Raw genomic sequence first — 15,458 nt, 5'->3', positions numbered from 1 at the left:
GGACAACCGGAATTACCACGTTCACCAATGCGCGACAAGTGGCCTGCGGCGGTGTTGACAGGAACTCCTGAAAACCTCAATGCTCGATTGCAGCACCCGGCCAGCGAGGTGAATTCATGACACGAATCCCCAACCCGATCAAAGAGCTTCCGGAAGCGATCCGGTTGGACCGCGAGTTCGACGCGGAGGAACTGCGGGCAGACCTCGCCCGGATCACCGCGGATTCCTGGGGGACTCAGCGCACGCTCGCCGACAGGGGCCAGACGGTCACGGCGACGCCGGAGAACTGGAAGGTCATCCCGCTGCGGGCGCCGGGGGGACGCACCGAGCGCACCGATCCCGGCGGTCCCGGCACCGACGACTTCGGTCCGACCCCCCTGGCCGGGCAGACGCCGTACCTCGCCGAGGTGCTCGCCTCGCTGCCGTGTCCTCTGCGCAGCGCGCGGCTGATGTCGCTGGCGCCGGGCGTGCGGGTGCCCGAGCACGTGGACACGCCGACCGGCCTGGACTACGGCTTCGTGCGGCTGCACGTGCCGATCGTCACCAACGACGGCGCGGTGCTCACGGTCGGGGGTGTCGAGCACCGGTGGCAACCGGGCACGCTCTGGTACGGCGACTTCAGCCGGCCGCACAGCCTGGTCAACACCGGCACCGACGCCCGCGTCCACCTGGTGGTCGACTGCCAGGTCACGCCGGAGTTGCTGGCGCTCTACCCCGAGCCGTTCCAGAGCGCGATCCCGCGCAGCGCTGTCGCGTTCACGCGGCCGGAAATCGCGCTCCTGCCGCGCGAACTGGCCGATTTCCACTGCCGGACCGCGGTTCCCGCGTGGTTTCTGCAGCTCGATTCCCCGGCCGCCGAGAACGGTGCACCCGACCACCCGGCCAGGGTCACCGAGAAAGACGGCAGGCTGCTCCTCGAAATCGACGGGGAACCACCGGTCGGTCTCGTCAACGTCGGTGGCGCGGAATTCCTGCTGCAGGGGTGGACCGAGGAGCGCGGTCTCGCGCTGAACCTGTTCGGCGACACGCCCGAGGTCACCTTCTACACGCGCCGGGGCCGTCGGCGCCGCGAGGTGACGCGACCGGCCCAGGTCTGATCCGCCGGATCCGGACCACCCGATCCAGCGAGGGAAAAGGGGGTGCACCCATGCGTTACCTCCACTGAAAGGAACACAGGTGACCGCAGGGGCGGGCCGAGCGCGGCCCGCCCCTGCGCCGCAAGCACGGCGTTGTCGGACCCGCACACCACAGGAAGTGGCAAATGGACCTGTTCCGCCCGCTCGACGAGACGACCCTGCTCGACCCGCACCCGATGTACCACGAGCTGCGCGCCGCGGATCCGGTCCACTGGTACGAGCGGTTGCAGGCATGGGTGCTGACCCGCTACGACGACTGCCACCACGTCCTCACGACGCCGGAGGTCTACTCGTCGGACTGGCGCCGGGCCGGCATCGACATCCCGGAGAACTACCTGAGCATCCAGACCCTCGACCCGCCGGACCACGGTGTGGTGCACAAGGTCCTCACGGACGCCTACCGCCACCAGGACTTCCCGGCCATCCGCGAGCGCCTCGACCGCTACGCCGACGAGCTGCTCGGCGGGCTGGTCGGTGGGGGTCCGTTCGACCTGGTCTCCGAGTACGCGGCACCGCTCGCGTTCGCCGCGTCGGCGTTGCTGTTCGGGATCCCGCTGACCGACGAGGACGAGGTCGTCGGCTGGTCGGAGGCGATCGTGGCCGCCATGGACTCCGGCTTGACGCCTGCCGCGGCGCCACCGGGCACGCGGGCGCGCGACGCGCTGAGCGGCGCGATCTCCGGCTGGATCGACGCCGGGCCGGAGACCGGCCTGCTCGCCGACCTGGCCAGGATGGGGGCCGCGGAGTCGTTGTCCCGCGACATGGTCGCGAACACCCTGCGGGTGATGCTGCACGCCGGGTACGCGCCGTCCAGCCGGTTCGTGTCGTCGTCGGTGCTCGCGCTGCTGCGCTCCCCCGGCGACTGGGACCGGTTGCGGCACAACGGTGTCTCCGACGACGCGGTCAAGGAGCTGCTGCGCCACTCGGGTCCTGTCCAGGCCGTGGCACGGGTGGTGGCGCGGGACGTCGAGCTGCGCGGCCGGACGTTGCGCAGGGGCAGCGACCTGATCCTGCTCGTCGCCGCCGCGAACCGGGACCCCGCGCGGTTCCCGGATCCCGACCGGCTCGACCTCACCCGGTCGCCGAACCACAACCTCGGTTTCGGCTGGGGCCCGCACGCCTGCGTCGGCGCCTCGCTCGCCCGGCTCACCTGCTCGGTCGGGCTTTCCGCGCTGCTGCGCCGGGTTCCCGGCCTCCGGCTGTGCGGCGAAGCCGTCCACTGGCCGCACGCGACGTTGCGCGGACTGCGCGAGCTGCCGGTCAGCGGGGCGACGGCCGCAGCAACGCCCACTCCTCGGCTGTCCACCGCGGCGAGCTGAACCCGCGACCGGTCACCAGCTCCTCGAACTCCCCGTCCTCGAAGACGATGTCGGTCCACGAGTGCGTCCACGTGGTCGTGCCGTCCGTGCACTCCTGCGTCGCGGTGAGCAGGCCGTCCTCGACGCGCGCTTCGGTGATCAGGACGTCGAACGGGCCGACGCGCAGCCGGGTCCCGGCGCGCAGGGACCTCGCCCACTGCGGTGAGGTGCGCTGGACGAGCACGATGCCGTCGTCGTCGACGTGCCGGCGGCAGGTGTCCAGGAACGCCTCGCCCAGCTCCGGCATGTTGACGAGGCAACTGCCGAGCGTGACCACGGGGAACCGTTCGCCGAGGTCGAGGGACTCGATGTCGGACAACACGGTTCGCGCGTCCCGCACGTGTTCGAGCATGTCCGCGCTTTGGTCGACGGCGACCACGGGATGGCCCGCGGCGACCAGCGCGTGGGTGATCCGTCCCGCGCCGCAGCCCAGCTCGAGAACGCACGCTCCCGGCGGCGACACCGCGGTGATGATCTCCGGTTCCCGCCCCGGTGGCAGCATCCGGTAGAGCCCGACGGGACTGCCGTCGGGCGCGATCGGCGAACCGTCCGTCGCGCTTCCGGTGCACAGCCTCATTCCGCACTCCGTTTCGTCGAGATCGCGGGCCCGCACAGCACCAGCGTCGCCAGTCCGGCGACACCGGCGGACAGCACGACGACGTGCGCGGGCAGGAACTCCGCGGCCGCACCCGCCGCGGCGAAACCGACGCCCTGGCCCACCATCAGCCCGGCCGTCGTCACGGTCAGCGCCCGGCCCCGCAGGGTTTCCGGCACGACGTCGAGCGTGCGCTGGTCGAGTCCCATGGCGTAGGTGAAGCCGAGTCCGCACAGGAACATCAGCCCGGCCGCGACGAGCGGCCGCGGCTGCAGGGCGAAGCCCAGCAACGGCACGAACATGACGGCCGCGACGGGAACGACCCACCGCACCCGTTGCGCGGGCCGCAGAAGCGTGCCGGAGAGCACCTCGCCCACCACGGAACCCAGCGGCGCGGCGCACAGCAGCAAGCCGACCAGCGCGGTGGACCCGCCGCCGGACTGCGCGGCGTAGGGTGCGGCCAGAGCCTCCGGCGCGACCGCGAACATCGGCGGCAGCCACGTCATGAACAGCAGGGGCCGCAAGCCCTTCACCGCGAACACCTCGCGCACGCCCGACAGCGATGCCCGTGCGATCGAGGCGCTCGCCACCGCCTGGCGCGCCGGCCGCGGCCGGGTGCCGAAGCGCAGCAGCAACGCCGAGGCCGCGAACCCGGCGACCGGGATCAGCAGTGCCTGCGACGGTGAGAGGAAGATCAGCACCACCCCGCCGACGCCGAACCCGGCGATCTGGGTCGTCTGCGACACCATGCGCAACAGCGACCGGCCGAGCGCGTACCCCGCTCCGGAGAGCACCTCGGGCAGGCTCGCCGCTCGCGTGCCCTGGAAGACCGGCGCGACCGTGCCGAGCACGAGCAGCAGGCCGAGCAACACCGGGATCGGCATCCCGGGCACCGCCATCACCGCCACGACGGCGCAGCTGACGACCTCGCACGCGACGAGCACCCGCCGGGACGGGTACCGGTCCGCCACCGCGGACACGAGGCTCGCACCGAGCAGGTAGGGGGCGAAGCCGAGCGCGAACGTGAGCGCCGACAGCAACGGCGACCCGCTGCGCTGGTAGACGAGCACGGACAGGGTGATCTGGGCGATGACGTTGCCGAGGGTGGCGATGAGCTGCGCCAGGAAGATCGCGCGGAACTCCGGCATCGCCAGGATGCGGCCGTACGTCGGCGCGCCGGGCCCGGCCTGTCTCGTCGTCATGGCGGGCAGCTTCGCGGGCGGCGGTTCCCTCGCCCAACTGATTAGGTTGTGGTCGAATCAGTTCGTGACCGTGGAACTGCGGGTCGGCACCGAAGACCTCCTGCGCTGCCGTTTCGCCCTCTCCCCGCTGTGGGAGACGGTCGCGGCCGTGCGCACGCTCGCCGATCCCCGCCGCCAGGCCTACCACCTGCCGTGGCTGCGCAAGGTGCACGGCCGTCTCTCCGACGCCGACCTCGCACCGCTGATCGCGCTGCTGCCGAGCTCCGGCTACACGCCGGACTTCCTCACGCCACCACCGGCGGGCCCGCTCGACGACGTGACCGCCGAGCTCGACCGCGTCGCCGCCACGCCGCTGGAGCAGGTCGCACGCGAGCTGCACGACAGCCTCGCCGGCAGGCGACCGGTTCGGGTGCGGCCGGAGGTCGCACGCAGGCTGCTCGACGACCCGGCGAAGGCGCTGCGGGAGCTCGTGGCCCTGCTGCGCACCTGCTGGACGGCGTTGCTCGCCGACCAGTGGCCGCGGCTGCGCGACCTGCTCGACAACGACATCGCGGTCCGGTCGCGCCAGCTCGCGGACGGCGGGCTGCGCCGGTTGATCAAGGACCTGCACGCCTCGGTCCACTGGCACGAAAGCACTTTGCGGGTCGCGGCCCCGTACCGCCTGACGAAGAGCCTGGGCGGGCAGGGTCTGCTGCTGATGCCGAGCGCGTTCGTCTGGCCCGCGCTCACCGTGGTGGTGGAACCGCCGTGGCAGCCGACGCTGATCTACCCCGCGCGAGGCATCGCGGACCTGTGGCACCAGCCCCCGCCCCGCTCCGGCGAGGCACTGCACCGGTTGATCGGCCGCACGAGGGCGGAGCTGTTGCTGGGCCTGGACGACCCGGTGTCCACCACGGCGCTGGCGAGGCAGCACGGCGTCAGTGCCGCCACCGCGTCGGCACACCTGGCGGCGTTGCGGGACGCAGGTCTGGTCACGTCCCACCGGGTGAGCTACGCGGTGCTGTACCGGCGCACCGCGCTGGGCACGGCGCTGTGCCACGGCTGACACGCCGGTACAGCACTGCCTCACCGCGACTTGCGCCGCCGCACCTGATGCGCGAACCCCTGCAACGCCTCGGCGCTGAGGCGCGCCAAGTCGGCCACCGCGTCGGCGCAATGCGACGGAACGCTGTCCGCGAGCTGCTGCCAGCCGTCGGCCGTGATCGTGTGCGTGTCCATCAACCGCAGGATCACCCGGCCGGCCTCGCTGAACCGCAACGACGGGTCGCGCCGCAGGCTGCGCAGGTCGGGCGGGGTCACCGGTGGCACGGCCGCGCGACGGCGCTGCTGCGGCGGAACCGGGTCCTCGCCCGCGCGCATCCTCTCCCGGACGTCCCGCGCGGTCGCCGGGGCGATGCCGGCGCTCTCGGCGATCTCGCGCAGCGACATGCCGGGGTTCTCGCTGATCAAGCGCGAGGCACGCCGGCGCCCGTCGGCGGAGTTGATCGGCCGGACCTTGCCGTCGCGACCCGTTCTGCTCCGCCGGCCCTCCGGCGAGACCCGTTGCCGGACCGCCGCCACGGTCTTGGCCGCGAGCCCCGACACCGACGCGATGCCGCGGTCCGACCAGTCCGGGTGCGAGGCGATGATCCGTTCCGCGGCTCTGATCCGGTCCTCGGCCGACAGCGGAAGCCCGTGCCGCACGTTGGACTTCACGGCCAGGACGAACGCGTCCGCCTCGTTCCCGTCGTAGAACACGACGTCGATGTGGGTCTCCCCGCGCAGGAGCGCGGCGTGCACGCGGTGCGCCCCGTCCAGCACGCGCATGGTCGAGCGGTGGACGGTGATCGCGGGCAACGGGTCGTCCGTGCTCGCCAGAGTGCGGACGTGCTCCTCGTCCACCCCGCTCCGCCGCGGCGAGCCGGACAGCACCAGCGAGGCGATCCCCACCCGCTGCCGTCCGCCCGCCAACGGCACCACATTGCCTGACATCGAAACCCCCAACACTCCGATGACATCAGAAAACGCTGGTGAGCCGGCTCAGCCGCTCGTCTCCAATCTGCGTGCACCACGGCAACCGGCCGCGACGGCGGCGCGGGACCGGGTGACCCTCGGAAGAAGGCGAGAGCCCCCAGGCTCTCACTGTGCGTAGTCGATCACTTACTCATTCGAGTCTACAAGGGTTCGTTTGGCCGTCAAGGATTCACGAACAACGCGACCGGCACGTCTGTGGTCCCGGTGGCCCAATCGCGCGGAAACCACCCGTGCTCCGCCGGCGGTGCCGGGATGCTGGTGGCTCGGCCGACGAATGGACGGACTGGCGTGAAGACGAAGCTGACGTTCGCAACGGTGGGACTGGCGGTGCTGGCGAGCGTGGTGGCTCCCCCGCCGGGCGCGGTCGCCGCTCAGGAGGGCGGGAGCGCACCGGTCGAGTACGCGCGGATCACCGCGGTGGTGGCGCCTCCGGCGGAGGAGGCCGCGGTCCGCGGCGGTCCGCCGGCGCCCGGGACGGCCGCCGACCGGTTCTGGGAGCTCCAGCTGAACCTGTGCAACAGCGGGGTGCCCGGGGTCGACTGCTACTCCCAGGGCCGGTCGATCGCCGAGGCCGCCGACCTGATCCGCCGCGTGCGCCCGGACATGGTGACGCTCAACGAGATCTGCGCCAACGACCTGCCGGACCGCCTCACGCCGTCCATGGCGGAGGCGTGGCCGGGCGACCGGGTGTACCACGTGTTCGCGCCGGCGATCAGACGGGACACCGGCACACCGGTGAAGTGCGCCAACGGCCAGGACTTCGGCAACGCCGTGCTCGGGCGCGTGCCCGCCGCGAGCTTCCGGGGCGTGAACGCGTGGAGCGGCAGGTACACGACCCAAGACGGCGGCAACGAACAACGCACGTTCGTGTGCGCGTACGCCGTCGGCCACCACCTGGGCTGCGCGACACACCTGTCGGCGAGCAGCGAGCCGGTCGCCCTCGCCCAGTGCCGGGCCCTGTTGTTCGACGCGGTCCCGCACATCAGGTCCGTCGAGGCGGTGAGCGGCAAGACGGTCGTCGGTGGCGACTTCAACCTGGAGTACGACACCGCCGACCCGGAGAACGCGCAGAACTGCGTCCCACCCGGCCACACCCGCAAGGGTGACGGCGACGTGCAGCACGTGGTGTTCTCCAACGACCTCGCGTTCGCCGGCACCACGAGGTACGGCCTGGCCCACACCGACCACGACGGGTTCCTGGTCCGCCTGACCAAGCCGTGATCGGCCGGACACGCACAACGGGTGGGATCGGAGAACCCGATCCCACCCGTTCCGCAGGATGATCAGCTCAGTGGACTGCGATCAGTCGTCGTCCCCCTCGCCCACGTCACCGGCGTTCGAAGCCCACGCGTCGGCGTCGCCGCCGTGGCCGCCGTTGCCGGTGTCGCCACCGTTGGTGGCGCTGTTGTTCGCGGCGTCGCCGGTGTCACCGGTCCAGGTGTCACCCGAGTCGCCGGAGCTCGTGCCGGTCACGCAGTGGGCCTGCACGCACATCACCATCGCCGAGTTGTGCCCGGTGTCGCCCGAGTCACCCGAGTCACCGGAGTCACCCGACTCCGCGTCGTTGTCGCTGGAAGCGTCGCCACCTTCACCGGAAGGCGCACCGTGCCCGCCCACCGCGGTCGCCTCGGCGTCAGCGTCGACGTTCGTGTCGTTGTCGTCGCCGGAGTGGACGCCGGTCCAGTTCTCCGCCGCAGCCGCCGCGTTGCCGCCGTGGCCGCCGTTGCCGGTGTCACCACCGTTGGTAACGCTGTTGTTCGCCGCGTTGCCGGTGTCACCGGTCGAGGTGTCACCCGAGTCGCCGGAGCTCGTGCCGGTCACACACGTGGCCTGCACGCACATCACCATCGCCGAGTTGTGCCCGGTGTCGCCCGAGTCACCCGAGTCACCGGAGTCACCCGACTCCGCGTCGTTGTCGCTGGAAGCGTCGCCACCTTCACCGGAAGGCGCACCGTGCCCGCCCACCGCGGTCGCCTCGGCGTCAGCGTCAGCGTCGACGTGCGTGTCGCTGTCGTCGCTGTCGTTGTCTTCGTCGTCGTGATCGTCGTTGTCGTCGCTGTCGTTGTCTTCGTCGTCGTGGTCGTCGTTGTCGTCGCTGTCCTCGTCGCCGCCCTTGTGCTCGTCCTCGTCGTCGTCCGAGGTGAGCGCGGCGGAGTTCTCCGCTGCGGCAGCCGCGTTGCCGCCATTGCCGCCGTTACCCGTGTCACCACCATTGGTGGCACTGTTGTTGAGCGCGTTGCCAGTGTCACCAGTGGAGGTGTCGCCGGAGTCGCCGGAGTCCTCGCTGGTCAGACAGGTGTGCTGGACGCACATCACCCAGGGCGAGTTGTCATCGGCGTCGTGGGAGTCACCGGAGTCGCCGGAGTCACCGGACTCGGCGTTGTTGTGACTGACGGCGTCACCGCCCTCGCCGGAAGGCGCGCCATGACCGGCCACCGCCGACGCCTCGGCGTAGTGGTCGAGCAGCTCCGCGTTCACCGGATGCCCAGGGCCACCGGACCAGAAGGAGCGGAACGCGTCGACGTCGGCACTCGCGGGCGAGCCGCACGTCAGGACGAGGCCACCGGCCATGGCAGCGGCCAGGAGGCCGCCTTTGACTTTCTTGCGCATGGTCTTCCTTTCTTGACAACAACATTCGCGGACGTGGAGACGAGCCGGACGCCAGGGGCGGGACCGCCGTGCCTCCACGCGAGGCGTTTGCGGTGGCGGGGACGGCATCCTGAGATCAGCGACGCGCCGTCGCGGATGACCCGGGATGTCGATCTTGCCGCCTACCATCGAGCCGGGGCGTTCCGCAGAAGCACACCTCCCCTCTCCAACAGAACGCCGGGCTACGCCGTTTGGAGTAGCCGCGCCGGGAGCCGGAAAACCTGTTGGCGGTTCGGTAGCCGGTTGGGCGACAAGCGCTACGCCTGCACCGCTGCCGGAGACACCTGATCAGGGACGTCGTTCCCGGACAGGGTCGCTTGATCGGATGACCCCGTCACGAGCAGGCATCAGGCAGTCGCGTCTCCGGCCACATCGGACAGCAGTGCCGAGGTGCCACGGCGAATCCCAGCCAGGCCAAGGGATCGCGACGATCCACTGTGGACGAGACGCAGACGCGAGGATTGTTCCGGTTGCGCCGGGGATACGGTCAGGCGTCCGGTGCGGCGAGCGAAGCCGCGGCCACGCGCTTCGCCGTGCGGAACGGCCGCACGCTCCGCGACACGACGGACATGGCCGTGGCGCCCTCCAGCAGGAGCATCAGCTCTTCCGCGAGGGTGTCGGCGTGCCGGGGCTCGATCCGCTCCAGCTGCGCCCGCAGGTAGTCGCGCACCGCGGTTTTGTGGTCGTGGACGACGGTGCGGACCTCGTCGGCGGGATCGGGGAACTCCGAGGCGGCGTTGAGGAAGGCGCACCCGCGGTAGTCGTCACGGACGACCCAGGCCTCGTAGGCGTCGAACACGGCCAGCACCCGGTCCCGCGGCTCGGCGCACCCGGCCGTGATGGCGTCGACCTGCCGCTGCCACAACCGGTCGCGCTCGCGCAGGTACGCGACGACCAGACCGTTCTTGGAGCCGAAGTTGCCGTAGAGGGCCGCCTTGGTCACGCCGGCCTCGGCCGCCACCGTGTCGACGCCGACCGCGTGGATGCCGTCGCGGTAGAACAGCGCCGACGCCGCTTCGAGCACCTTCGCCCTCGCGCCACCGGGACGGGTCCGGCCCATGACATCTCCCCTGAGCAGGTCGGCACACGGGTTTGGCCGCGGCCGCAGCGGCAACCCTCGCCATCATACAGACCGGTCTGTTCGGTGAGGTGAACTGCGATCGACATGGATGAGCGGGTGCGTGGCAGGTGGTGGCTGACCGCCGCGACCGGCGCGGGTGTGATCGCCCTCTGCTACGGGTTCGCGCGCTACGCGTACGGGCTGTTCGTGCCGAGGTTCAGCGAGACGTTCGGGCTCACGACGGTCGCGGTGGGCGTGCTCGGCGGGCTGTCCACCGCGGGGTACGGCATCGGGTTGCTCGTCTCCGCGCGGACCGCCATGAGGGCCGCGCGCGGCACCGTGCTGGGCTCCGCCGCGCTGGCCGCGCTCGGGCTCGGCCTCATGGCGCTGCCCGCGGGCGTGGCCGTGTTCGGCGCCGGGCTCGTCCTCGCGGGTGCCGGCGCGGGCCTCGTCTCGCCCGGTGTGGCCCAGCTGATCGGCGAGACGACCGGGTCACGGGTCCGGACCCGTGCGCAGACCTGGGCGAACACCGGGACCGGCCTCGGGCTGGCCGCGTCGGCGTTCACGCCGCTGCTCGCATTCGGCTGGCCCGCGATCTGGTCGGTGTTCGCCGCTCTCGGCGTGGCGATGACAGCGATCGCCTGGTGGACGTTGCCTCGGCCGGGTGCGGGGTCCCTGCCCGCACCGGAGGCACTGCACGGGCTCGCTCCGCTGCTGGTCAACTCCGTCCTCATCGGGATCACCAGCGCGCCGTACTGGACGTTCTCCAGCTCCCGGCTCACCGAGGCCGGCCTGGGTCCGGTCGCCACGACCTGGTGCTGGTTCACCATCGGCGCGGCAGGGCTGCTCGGCGGCCTGGCCGGACGAGCGGCGGAGCGCTTCGGCCTGCGAGCCGCGAACCTCGGGGCGTGGACGCTGGCGGCGGGCGGCACCGCCTTGCTGGGCCTGCCGGATCCGGGTGTGGCGGGCGCCTTGGTCTCCAGCGCGCTGTTCGGTGCGACCTACATGGCGCTGACCGGGCTGTGCATCGTCTGGGCCGCTCGCCTGTTCCCCGCTCGTCCCGCTCGCGGTGTCGTGTGGTCGTTCGCCGGGCTCGGCGCCGGCCAGACGGTCGCGTCGCCGCTGGCCGGCGCGGCGGCCACCGGCATCGGGCTGGCCGCGGTGTTCGGGCTGACCGGCCTGGCCGCGCTCCTCGCGTGGAGCCAGCTGCGCCCCCGCCTCGCACCTCCACCACCCGCGGACGCAGGTCGTGGAGGATCACCCGATCAGACGGGTTCGAGCAGGTGTCCGGCAGGTTCTGCGGGGTAGCCCCCGCGCTACGCGGCGTGTCGACGTGCGGCGCAGAAGGGGAACCATGACCACGCTGAAGCCGATTCCGGCCGTCCCGCTCCCGACCGCGGCCGCGCGGGGCCGCAAGGGCTCCGCGATGCTGAGGCTGTTCCACACGACCGATCACAAGCTGATCGGGATCATGTACATGATCACGTCGTTCGCGTTCTTCATGATCGGCGGTGTGATGGCGCTGCTCATGCGCGGCGAGCTGGCGCGGCCGGGCATGCAGTTCCTGTCCAACGAGCAGTACAACCAGCTGTTCACCATGCACGGCACCGTGATGCTGCTGCTCTACGCCACCCCGATCGTGTTCGGGTTCGCCAACTTCATCGTGCCCCTGCAGATCGGCTCACCCGACGTCGCCTTCCCCCGCCTCAACGCCTTCTCCTACTGGCTGTTCCTGTTCGGCGGGCTCATCGTCGTGGGGTCGTTCCTCACCCCCGCGGGCGCCGCCGACTTCGGCTGGACCGCCTACACACCGCTGTCGAGCGCCCCGCACTCCCCCGGTGTCGGCGGCGACCTGTGGATCTCCGGGCTCGTCGTCGGCGGCCTGGGCACCATCCTGGGCGCGGTCAACATGATCACCACGATCGTGTGCCTGCGCGCGCCCGGCATGACCGCGTTCCGGATGCCGATCTTCACCTGGAACATCCTGATCACCAGCATCCTGGTGCTGCTGGCGTTCCCGATCCTCACCGCCGCGCTGCTGGGGCTGCTGGCCGACCGGCACTTCGGCGCGCACGTGTTCGACCCCGCCAACGGCGGCGTGATCCTCTGGCAGCACCTCTTCTGGTTCTTCGGCCACCCCGAGGTCTACATCATCGCGCTGCCGTTCTTCGGCATCGTGTCCGAGATCTTCCCCGTGTTCAGCCGCAAACCGCTGTTCGGCTACAAGGGCCTCGTATACGCGACGATCGCGATCGCCCTCTACTCGGTGGTCGTGTGGGCGCACCACATGTACGCCACCGGTGCGGTGCTGCTGCTGTTCTTCTCCGCCACCACGTTCATCATCGCCATCCCGACCGGCATCAAGTTCTTCAACTGGATCGGCACGATGTGGAAGGGCCAGCTCACGTTCGAGACGCCGATGCTGTTCAGCATCGGGTTCATCGTCACGTTCCTCTTCGGCGGCCTGTCCGGCATCCTGCTCGCCTCACCGCCGCTCGACTTCCACGTCACCGACACGTACTTCGTCGTAGCCCACTTCCACTACGTGCTGTTCGGCACCATCGTGTTCGCCACCTACGCCGGGATCTACTTCTGGTTCCCCAAGATCACCGGCAGGATGATGAGCGAACCGCTGGGCAAGCTGCACTTCTGGACCACGTTCATCGGCTTCCACGGCACCTTCCTGGTCCACCACTGGCTCGGCAACCAGGGCATGCCCCGCCGCTACGCCGACTACCTGGCCTCCGACAACTTCACGTTCCTCAACACCTTCTCCACGATCGGGTCCTTCCTGCTGGGCTTGTCGGTCCTGCCGTTCCTCTACAACATCGCGCGCAGCTACCGGTACGGCGAACCCGCCGGCGGGGACGACCCGTGGGGCTTCGGCAACTCGCTGGAATGGGCCACGACCTCTCCCCCGCCGCGGCACAACTTCCTCGAGCTGCCCCGGATCCGCTCCGAGCGCCCGGCGTTCGAGCTGCACTACCCGCACATGGTCGAACGCATGCGCGAGGAGTCCCACGTCTCCATCACCAGGTCCGGGCCGGCGGGCGTCGACAAGACCACCGAAGAGGTGCTCGCGCCGACCGACCGCGAGACCAAGCACTGAGGCCGCCGTGGACTCCGACGAACTCCGTGAGCTCCGCCGGATCGAGCGCTGGCTCGCGGTCAACGACCCCGACCTGGCCGAGGCGCTCAGCGCGCCCGGCGCGGTGCACCGCCGGGCGAACCGCCCGGTGGTGCGGCTCGCGATCCACCTCTTCGGCACGGCGAGCCTGCTGATCGGCGCGATCACCGACATGCTCTGGATCGTCTTCGCCGGTGTGCTGGTGCTCATGGTGGGCGCGTGCCTGCACACGACACGAAGGCATCGAACGAAGCGCGTGTGACGCGGTTGAACACCCTCCGCACGGGAACACCTGCGGTGCCAAGATCTATCGTCGCGAGGTGACCGCACATGTCCGAAGACCAGTACACCCGCCAGGACCCGCGGGAGCAGTACCCGCGCCCCGGTAGCCAGCAGGGCGAGGAGCAGCCGCATCCCGGCACCGACCGCCGGATGGGGCCGGAACCCGACCACGGCGAGCGCACCTACCGCGGCAGCAACCGCCTGCTCGACACCAAGGCGGTGATCACCGGCGGGGACTCCGGCATCGGCCGTGCCGCGGCGATCGCGTTCGCCCGCGAAGGCGCGGACGTGGTGCTGTCGTACCTGGAGGAGGAACAGGCCGACGCCGAGCGCACCGCCGAGCTCGTGCGGGACGCCGGCCGGCAGGCCGTCCTGGTGCCCGGTGACCTGCGGACCGAGGAAGCCTGCCAGGAGCTCGTCAAGCGGGCCGAGGAGGAGTTCGGCCGGATCGACGTCCTGGTGAGCAACGCCGCCTACCAGATGGCGCAGAGCGAAGGCCTGCTCGGCATCAGCAGCGAGCAGTTCGACCGGGTGTTCAAGACCAACGTGTACGCCATGTTCTGGCTCTGCAAGGCCGCGGTGCCGCTGATGCGCCCCGGCGCCTCCATCATCACCACGTCGTCCATCCAGGCGTTCCAGCCCTCCCCCGAGCTGATGGACTACGCGGCTTCCAAGGGCGCCATCGTCAACTTCACCAAGGCGCTCTCTGCCGACCTCATCGACAAGGGCATCAGGGTCAACTCCGTCGCGCCGGGTCCGGTGTGGACACCGCTCATCCCGGCGACGATGCCGGCGGAGAAGGTGGACGACTTCGGTGCGCAGGCGCCGATCGGACGCGCCGCGCAACCCGCCGAGCTGGCACCGGCCTTCGTCTTCTTCGCGTCGCAGGAGTCGAGCTACATCACCGGCGAGGTCCTCGGTGTCACCGGCGGCCAGTTGCTGACCTGAGCGGCGACTCCCTCCAGCGCAAGGCGGTCCTCTCGACGAGGGCCGCCTTCTCTGTCGGCTGGGTCACATCGGCTGGAAGTTGACACCGGTGTCACGGAATAGCTTCGCACCGTCCGCGCCGACCGCCGGCGCCCGACGGTGAAGGAGTCATCCGAGATGAGCAAAGCATTGGGGTACAACGCTTTCGGCGGCCCAGAAGTCCAGGTGTCCTTCGAGCGGCCGGACCCGGCCCCCGGTCCGGCCGAGGTCCTCATCCGCGTCGCCGCCGCCGGCGTGAACCCGCTCGACCACCTGCTGCGGTCGGGCCACGTTCCGGCGCTGAACGGCCACCTGCCCTTCCCCCAGGTCCTGGGGATGGAGGCGGCCGGCACGGTGCTCGCGGTCGGCGACGACGTGACCGGACTGGCCGTCGGCGACCGGGTCACCGGGTTCGCGCTGACCGGTGCGGGCACGTACGCGGAGACGACGTTGCTGCTCGGCACGTCCACGGCCCGCATCCCCGACACGCTGCCGGAGACCTGGGCGGCGACGGTTCCCGTCGCCGGCACCACCGCGCTGGACGTGCTCGACCAGCTCGACCTGCCCGCCGGGGCCTCGATCCTGGTGAACGGGATCGGTGGCGGTGTCGGCATCGCGCTGGCCCAGCTCGCCGGGGACCGCGGCCTGGTCGTGACCGGCACGGGCGGTCCCGCCAAGCGCGAGCTCGTGACGGCGACCGGCGCGACGTTCGTCGACTACACCCTGGGCGAGGTGGTCGACCGGCTCCGCGCGCACGCCCCGGACGGCTTCGACGCCGTCGTCGACACCGTCGGCGGCCAGTCCCTGCGCGACGTCGCCCCGCTGGCGGCGAAGCCGGACGCGCTGATCGCCGTGGGAGACCCGTCGGTGGCCGAGCTCGGTGGCGCCGAGGTACGCCGCCGCCTCGACCGCGCGAACCTCGAACGCGTCGCCGAGCTGATGGTCGCCGGACGGCTCGACCCGCACATCTCGGGGGCCTACCCGCTCACGCGGGCGGGAGAGGCGCTGGCTCTCGTCGAGTCGCGCCACGCCTCGGGCAAGCTCGTCATCGACATGAGCCTCTGACCGCG

Annotated in this window: 14 protein-coding genes; 9 read left to right on the top strand and 5 right to left on the bottom strand. The window is 71.0% G+C overall.

Going from position 1 to position 15,458, the window contains the following annotated elements; genetic code table 11:
• The first annotated feature begins 116 nt into the window (after nucleotides 1-116).
• Together BMW88_RS27330 and BMW88_RS27325 are read left to right on the top strand one after the other, a co-directional pair.
• Nucleotides 117-1,097: an aspartyl/asparaginyl beta-hydroxylase domain-containing protein gene (locus tag BMW88_RS27330; protein ID WP_089955643.1), complete on the top strand. Its 981-nt coding sequence runs from the start codon at nucleotides 117-119 to the stop codon at nucleotides 1,095-1,097.
• 164 nt (nucleotides 1,098-1,261) lie between these two features.
• On the top strand, nucleotides 1,262-2,455 hold the full coding sequence (locus BMW88_RS27325) for a cytochrome P450 (protein WP_089955640.1): 1,194 nt from the start codon (nucleotides 1,262-1,264) through the stop codon (nucleotides 2,453-2,455).
• Here BMW88_RS27325 and BMW88_RS27320 read toward each other — a convergent pair.
• Together BMW88_RS27320 and BMW88_RS27315 are read right to left on the bottom strand one after the other, a co-directional pair.
• Entirely contained in the window at nucleotides 2,397-3,071 is a 675-nt protein-coding gene (locus BMW88_RS27320; RefSeq protein ID WP_089955637.1) for a class I SAM-dependent methyltransferase, read from the bottom strand. The two genes, BMW88_RS27325 and BMW88_RS27320, sit on opposite strands and share 59 nt — an antisense overlap.
• Nucleotides 3,068-4,291: an MFS transporter gene (locus BMW88_RS27315; protein ID WP_089955634.1), complete on the bottom strand. Its 1,224-nt coding sequence runs from the start codon at nucleotides 4,289-4,291 to the stop codon at nucleotides 3,068-3,070. The genes BMW88_RS27320 and BMW88_RS27315 overlap by 4 nt, the downstream gene beginning before the upstream one ends.
• Nucleotides 4,292-4,355: 64 nt before the next feature.
• Between BMW88_RS27315 and BMW88_RS27310 the strand changes: the two genes are divergently transcribed.
• Nucleotides 4,356-5,336, top strand: a complete 981-nt coding sequence (locus tag BMW88_RS27310) for a DUF5937 family protein (RefSeq protein ID WP_245778080.1) — start codon at nucleotides 4,356-4,358, stop codon at nucleotides 5,334-5,336.
• Nucleotides 5,337-5,356: 20 nt separating this feature from the next.
• On the opposite strand, the gene BMW88_RS27305 is transcribed toward BMW88_RS27310, so the two are convergent.
• A complete protein-coding gene (locus BMW88_RS27305; RefSeq protein WP_089955632.1) occupies nucleotides 5,357-6,262 on the bottom strand; it encodes a hypothetical protein in 906 nt (301 codons plus the stop codon).
• Between the two features lie 330 nt (nucleotides 6,263-6,592).
• Between BMW88_RS27305 and BMW88_RS27300 the strand changes: the two genes are divergently transcribed.
• Nucleotides 6,593-7,525 (top strand): endonuclease/exonuclease/phosphatase family protein, encoded by a 933-nt coding sequence (locus tag BMW88_RS27300; protein WP_089955630.1) that lies wholly within the window; start codon nucleotides 6,593-6,595, stop codon nucleotides 7,523-7,525.
• 81 nt (nucleotides 7,526-7,606) lie between these two features.
• Here BMW88_RS27300 and BMW88_RS27295 read toward each other — a convergent pair whose 3' ends face one another.
• Nucleotides 7,607-8,914, bottom strand: a complete 1,308-nt coding sequence (locus BMW88_RS27295) for a hypothetical protein (RefSeq protein ID WP_177221371.1) — start codon at nucleotides 8,912-8,914, stop codon at nucleotides 7,607-7,609.
• A 526-nt stretch (nucleotides 8,915-9,440) separates the two neighbouring features.
• Nucleotides 9,441-10,013: a TetR/AcrR family transcriptional regulator gene (locus BMW88_RS27290; RefSeq protein WP_089955625.1), complete on the bottom strand. Its 573-nt coding sequence runs from the start codon at nucleotides 10,011-10,013 to the stop codon at nucleotides 9,441-9,443.
• 105 nt (nucleotides 10,014-10,118) lie between these two features.
• On the opposite strand from BMW88_RS27290, the gene BMW88_RS27285 reads away from it, so the two are divergent.
• The 5 genes from BMW88_RS27285 (at nucleotide 10,119) to BMW88_RS27265 (ending at nucleotide 15,453) form a co-directional block, all read left to right on the top strand.
• Nucleotides 10,119-11,321 (top strand): MFS transporter, encoded by a 1,203-nt coding sequence (locus tag BMW88_RS27285; RefSeq protein ID WP_089955623.1) that lies wholly within the window; start codon nucleotides 10,119-10,121, stop codon nucleotides 11,319-11,321.
• Nucleotides 11,322-11,367: 46 nt separating this feature from the next.
• Nucleotides 11,368-13,122 (top strand): aa3-type cytochrome oxidase subunit I, encoded by a 1,755-nt coding sequence (ctaD, locus tag BMW88_RS27280; RefSeq protein WP_089955620.1) that lies wholly within the window; start codon nucleotides 11,368-11,370, stop codon nucleotides 13,120-13,122.
• 7 nt (nucleotides 13,123-13,129) lie between these two features.
• Nucleotides 13,130-13,402: a DUF3040 domain-containing protein gene (locus BMW88_RS27275; RefSeq protein ID WP_089955618.1), complete on the top strand. Its 273-nt coding sequence runs from the start codon at nucleotides 13,130-13,132 to the stop codon at nucleotides 13,400-13,402.
• Between the two features lie 68 nt (nucleotides 13,403-13,470).
• Nucleotides 13,471-14,370, top strand: coding sequence for an SDR family oxidoreductase (locus BMW88_RS27270; RefSeq protein WP_089955615.1), 900 nt, complete (start codon nucleotides 13,471-13,473; stop codon nucleotides 14,368-14,370).
• A gap of 156 nt (nucleotides 14,371-14,526) precedes the next feature.
• On the top strand, nucleotides 14,527-15,453 hold the full coding sequence (locus BMW88_RS27265) for an NADP-dependent oxidoreductase (RefSeq protein WP_089955612.1): 927 nt from the start codon (nucleotides 14,527-14,529) through the stop codon (nucleotides 15,451-15,453).
• The last annotated feature ends 5 nt before the right edge of the window (nucleotides 15,454-15,458 follow it).

It is taken from the genome of Lentzea xinjiangensis (assembly GCF_900110955.1).
Classification (GTDB): Bacteria; Actinomycetota; Actinomycetes; order Mycobacteriales; family Pseudonocardiaceae; genus Lentzea; species Lentzea xinjiangensis.
Note: the sequence above shows the minus strand (reverse complement) of the source record. Positions and strands in the feature narration are given on the sequence as shown.

Excerpts from the sequence above, each read along its gene's own strand:
- ctaD (WP_089955620.1), top strand. The coding sequence starts at position 11,368 with ATGACCACGCTGAAGCCGATTCCGGCCGTCCCGCTCCCGACCGCGGCC.
- BMW88_RS27295 (WP_177221371.1), bottom strand. The coding sequence starts at position 8,914 with ATGCGCAAGAAAGTCAAAGGCGGCCTCCTGGCCGCTGCCATGGCCGGT.
- BMW88_RS27315 (WP_089955634.1), bottom strand. The coding sequence starts at position 4,291 with ATGACGACGAGACAGGCCGGGCCCGGCGCGCCGACGTACGGCCGCATC.
- BMW88_RS27265 (WP_089955612.1), top strand. The coding sequence starts at position 14,527 with ATGAGCAAAGCATTGGGGTACAACGCTTTCGGCGGCCCAGAAGTCCAG.
- BMW88_RS27325 (WP_089955640.1), top strand. The coding sequence starts at position 1,262 with ATGGACCTGTTCCGCCCGCTCGACGAGACGACCCTGCTCGACCCGCAC.
- BMW88_RS27320 (WP_089955637.1), bottom strand. The coding sequence starts at position 3,071 with ATGAGGCTGTGCACCGGAAGCGCGACGGACGGTTCGCCGATCGCGCCC.
- BMW88_RS27305 (WP_089955632.1), bottom strand. The coding sequence starts at position 6,262 with ATGTCAGGCAATGTGGTGCCGTTGGCGGGCGGACGGCAGCGGGTGGGG.
- BMW88_RS27330 (WP_089955643.1), top strand. The coding sequence starts at position 117 with ATGACACGAATCCCCAACCCGATCAAAGAGCTTCCGGAAGCGATCCGG.
- BMW88_RS27290 (WP_089955625.1), bottom strand. The coding sequence starts at position 10,013 with ATGGGCCGGACCCGTCCCGGTGGCGCGAGGGCGAAGGTGCTCGAAGCG.
- BMW88_RS27285 (WP_089955623.1), top strand. The coding sequence starts at position 10,119 with ATGGATGAGCGGGTGCGTGGCAGGTGGTGGCTGACCGCCGCGACCGGC.
- BMW88_RS27270 (WP_089955615.1), top strand. The coding sequence starts at position 13,471 with ATGTCCGAAGACCAGTACACCCGCCAGGACCCGCGGGAGCAGTACCCG.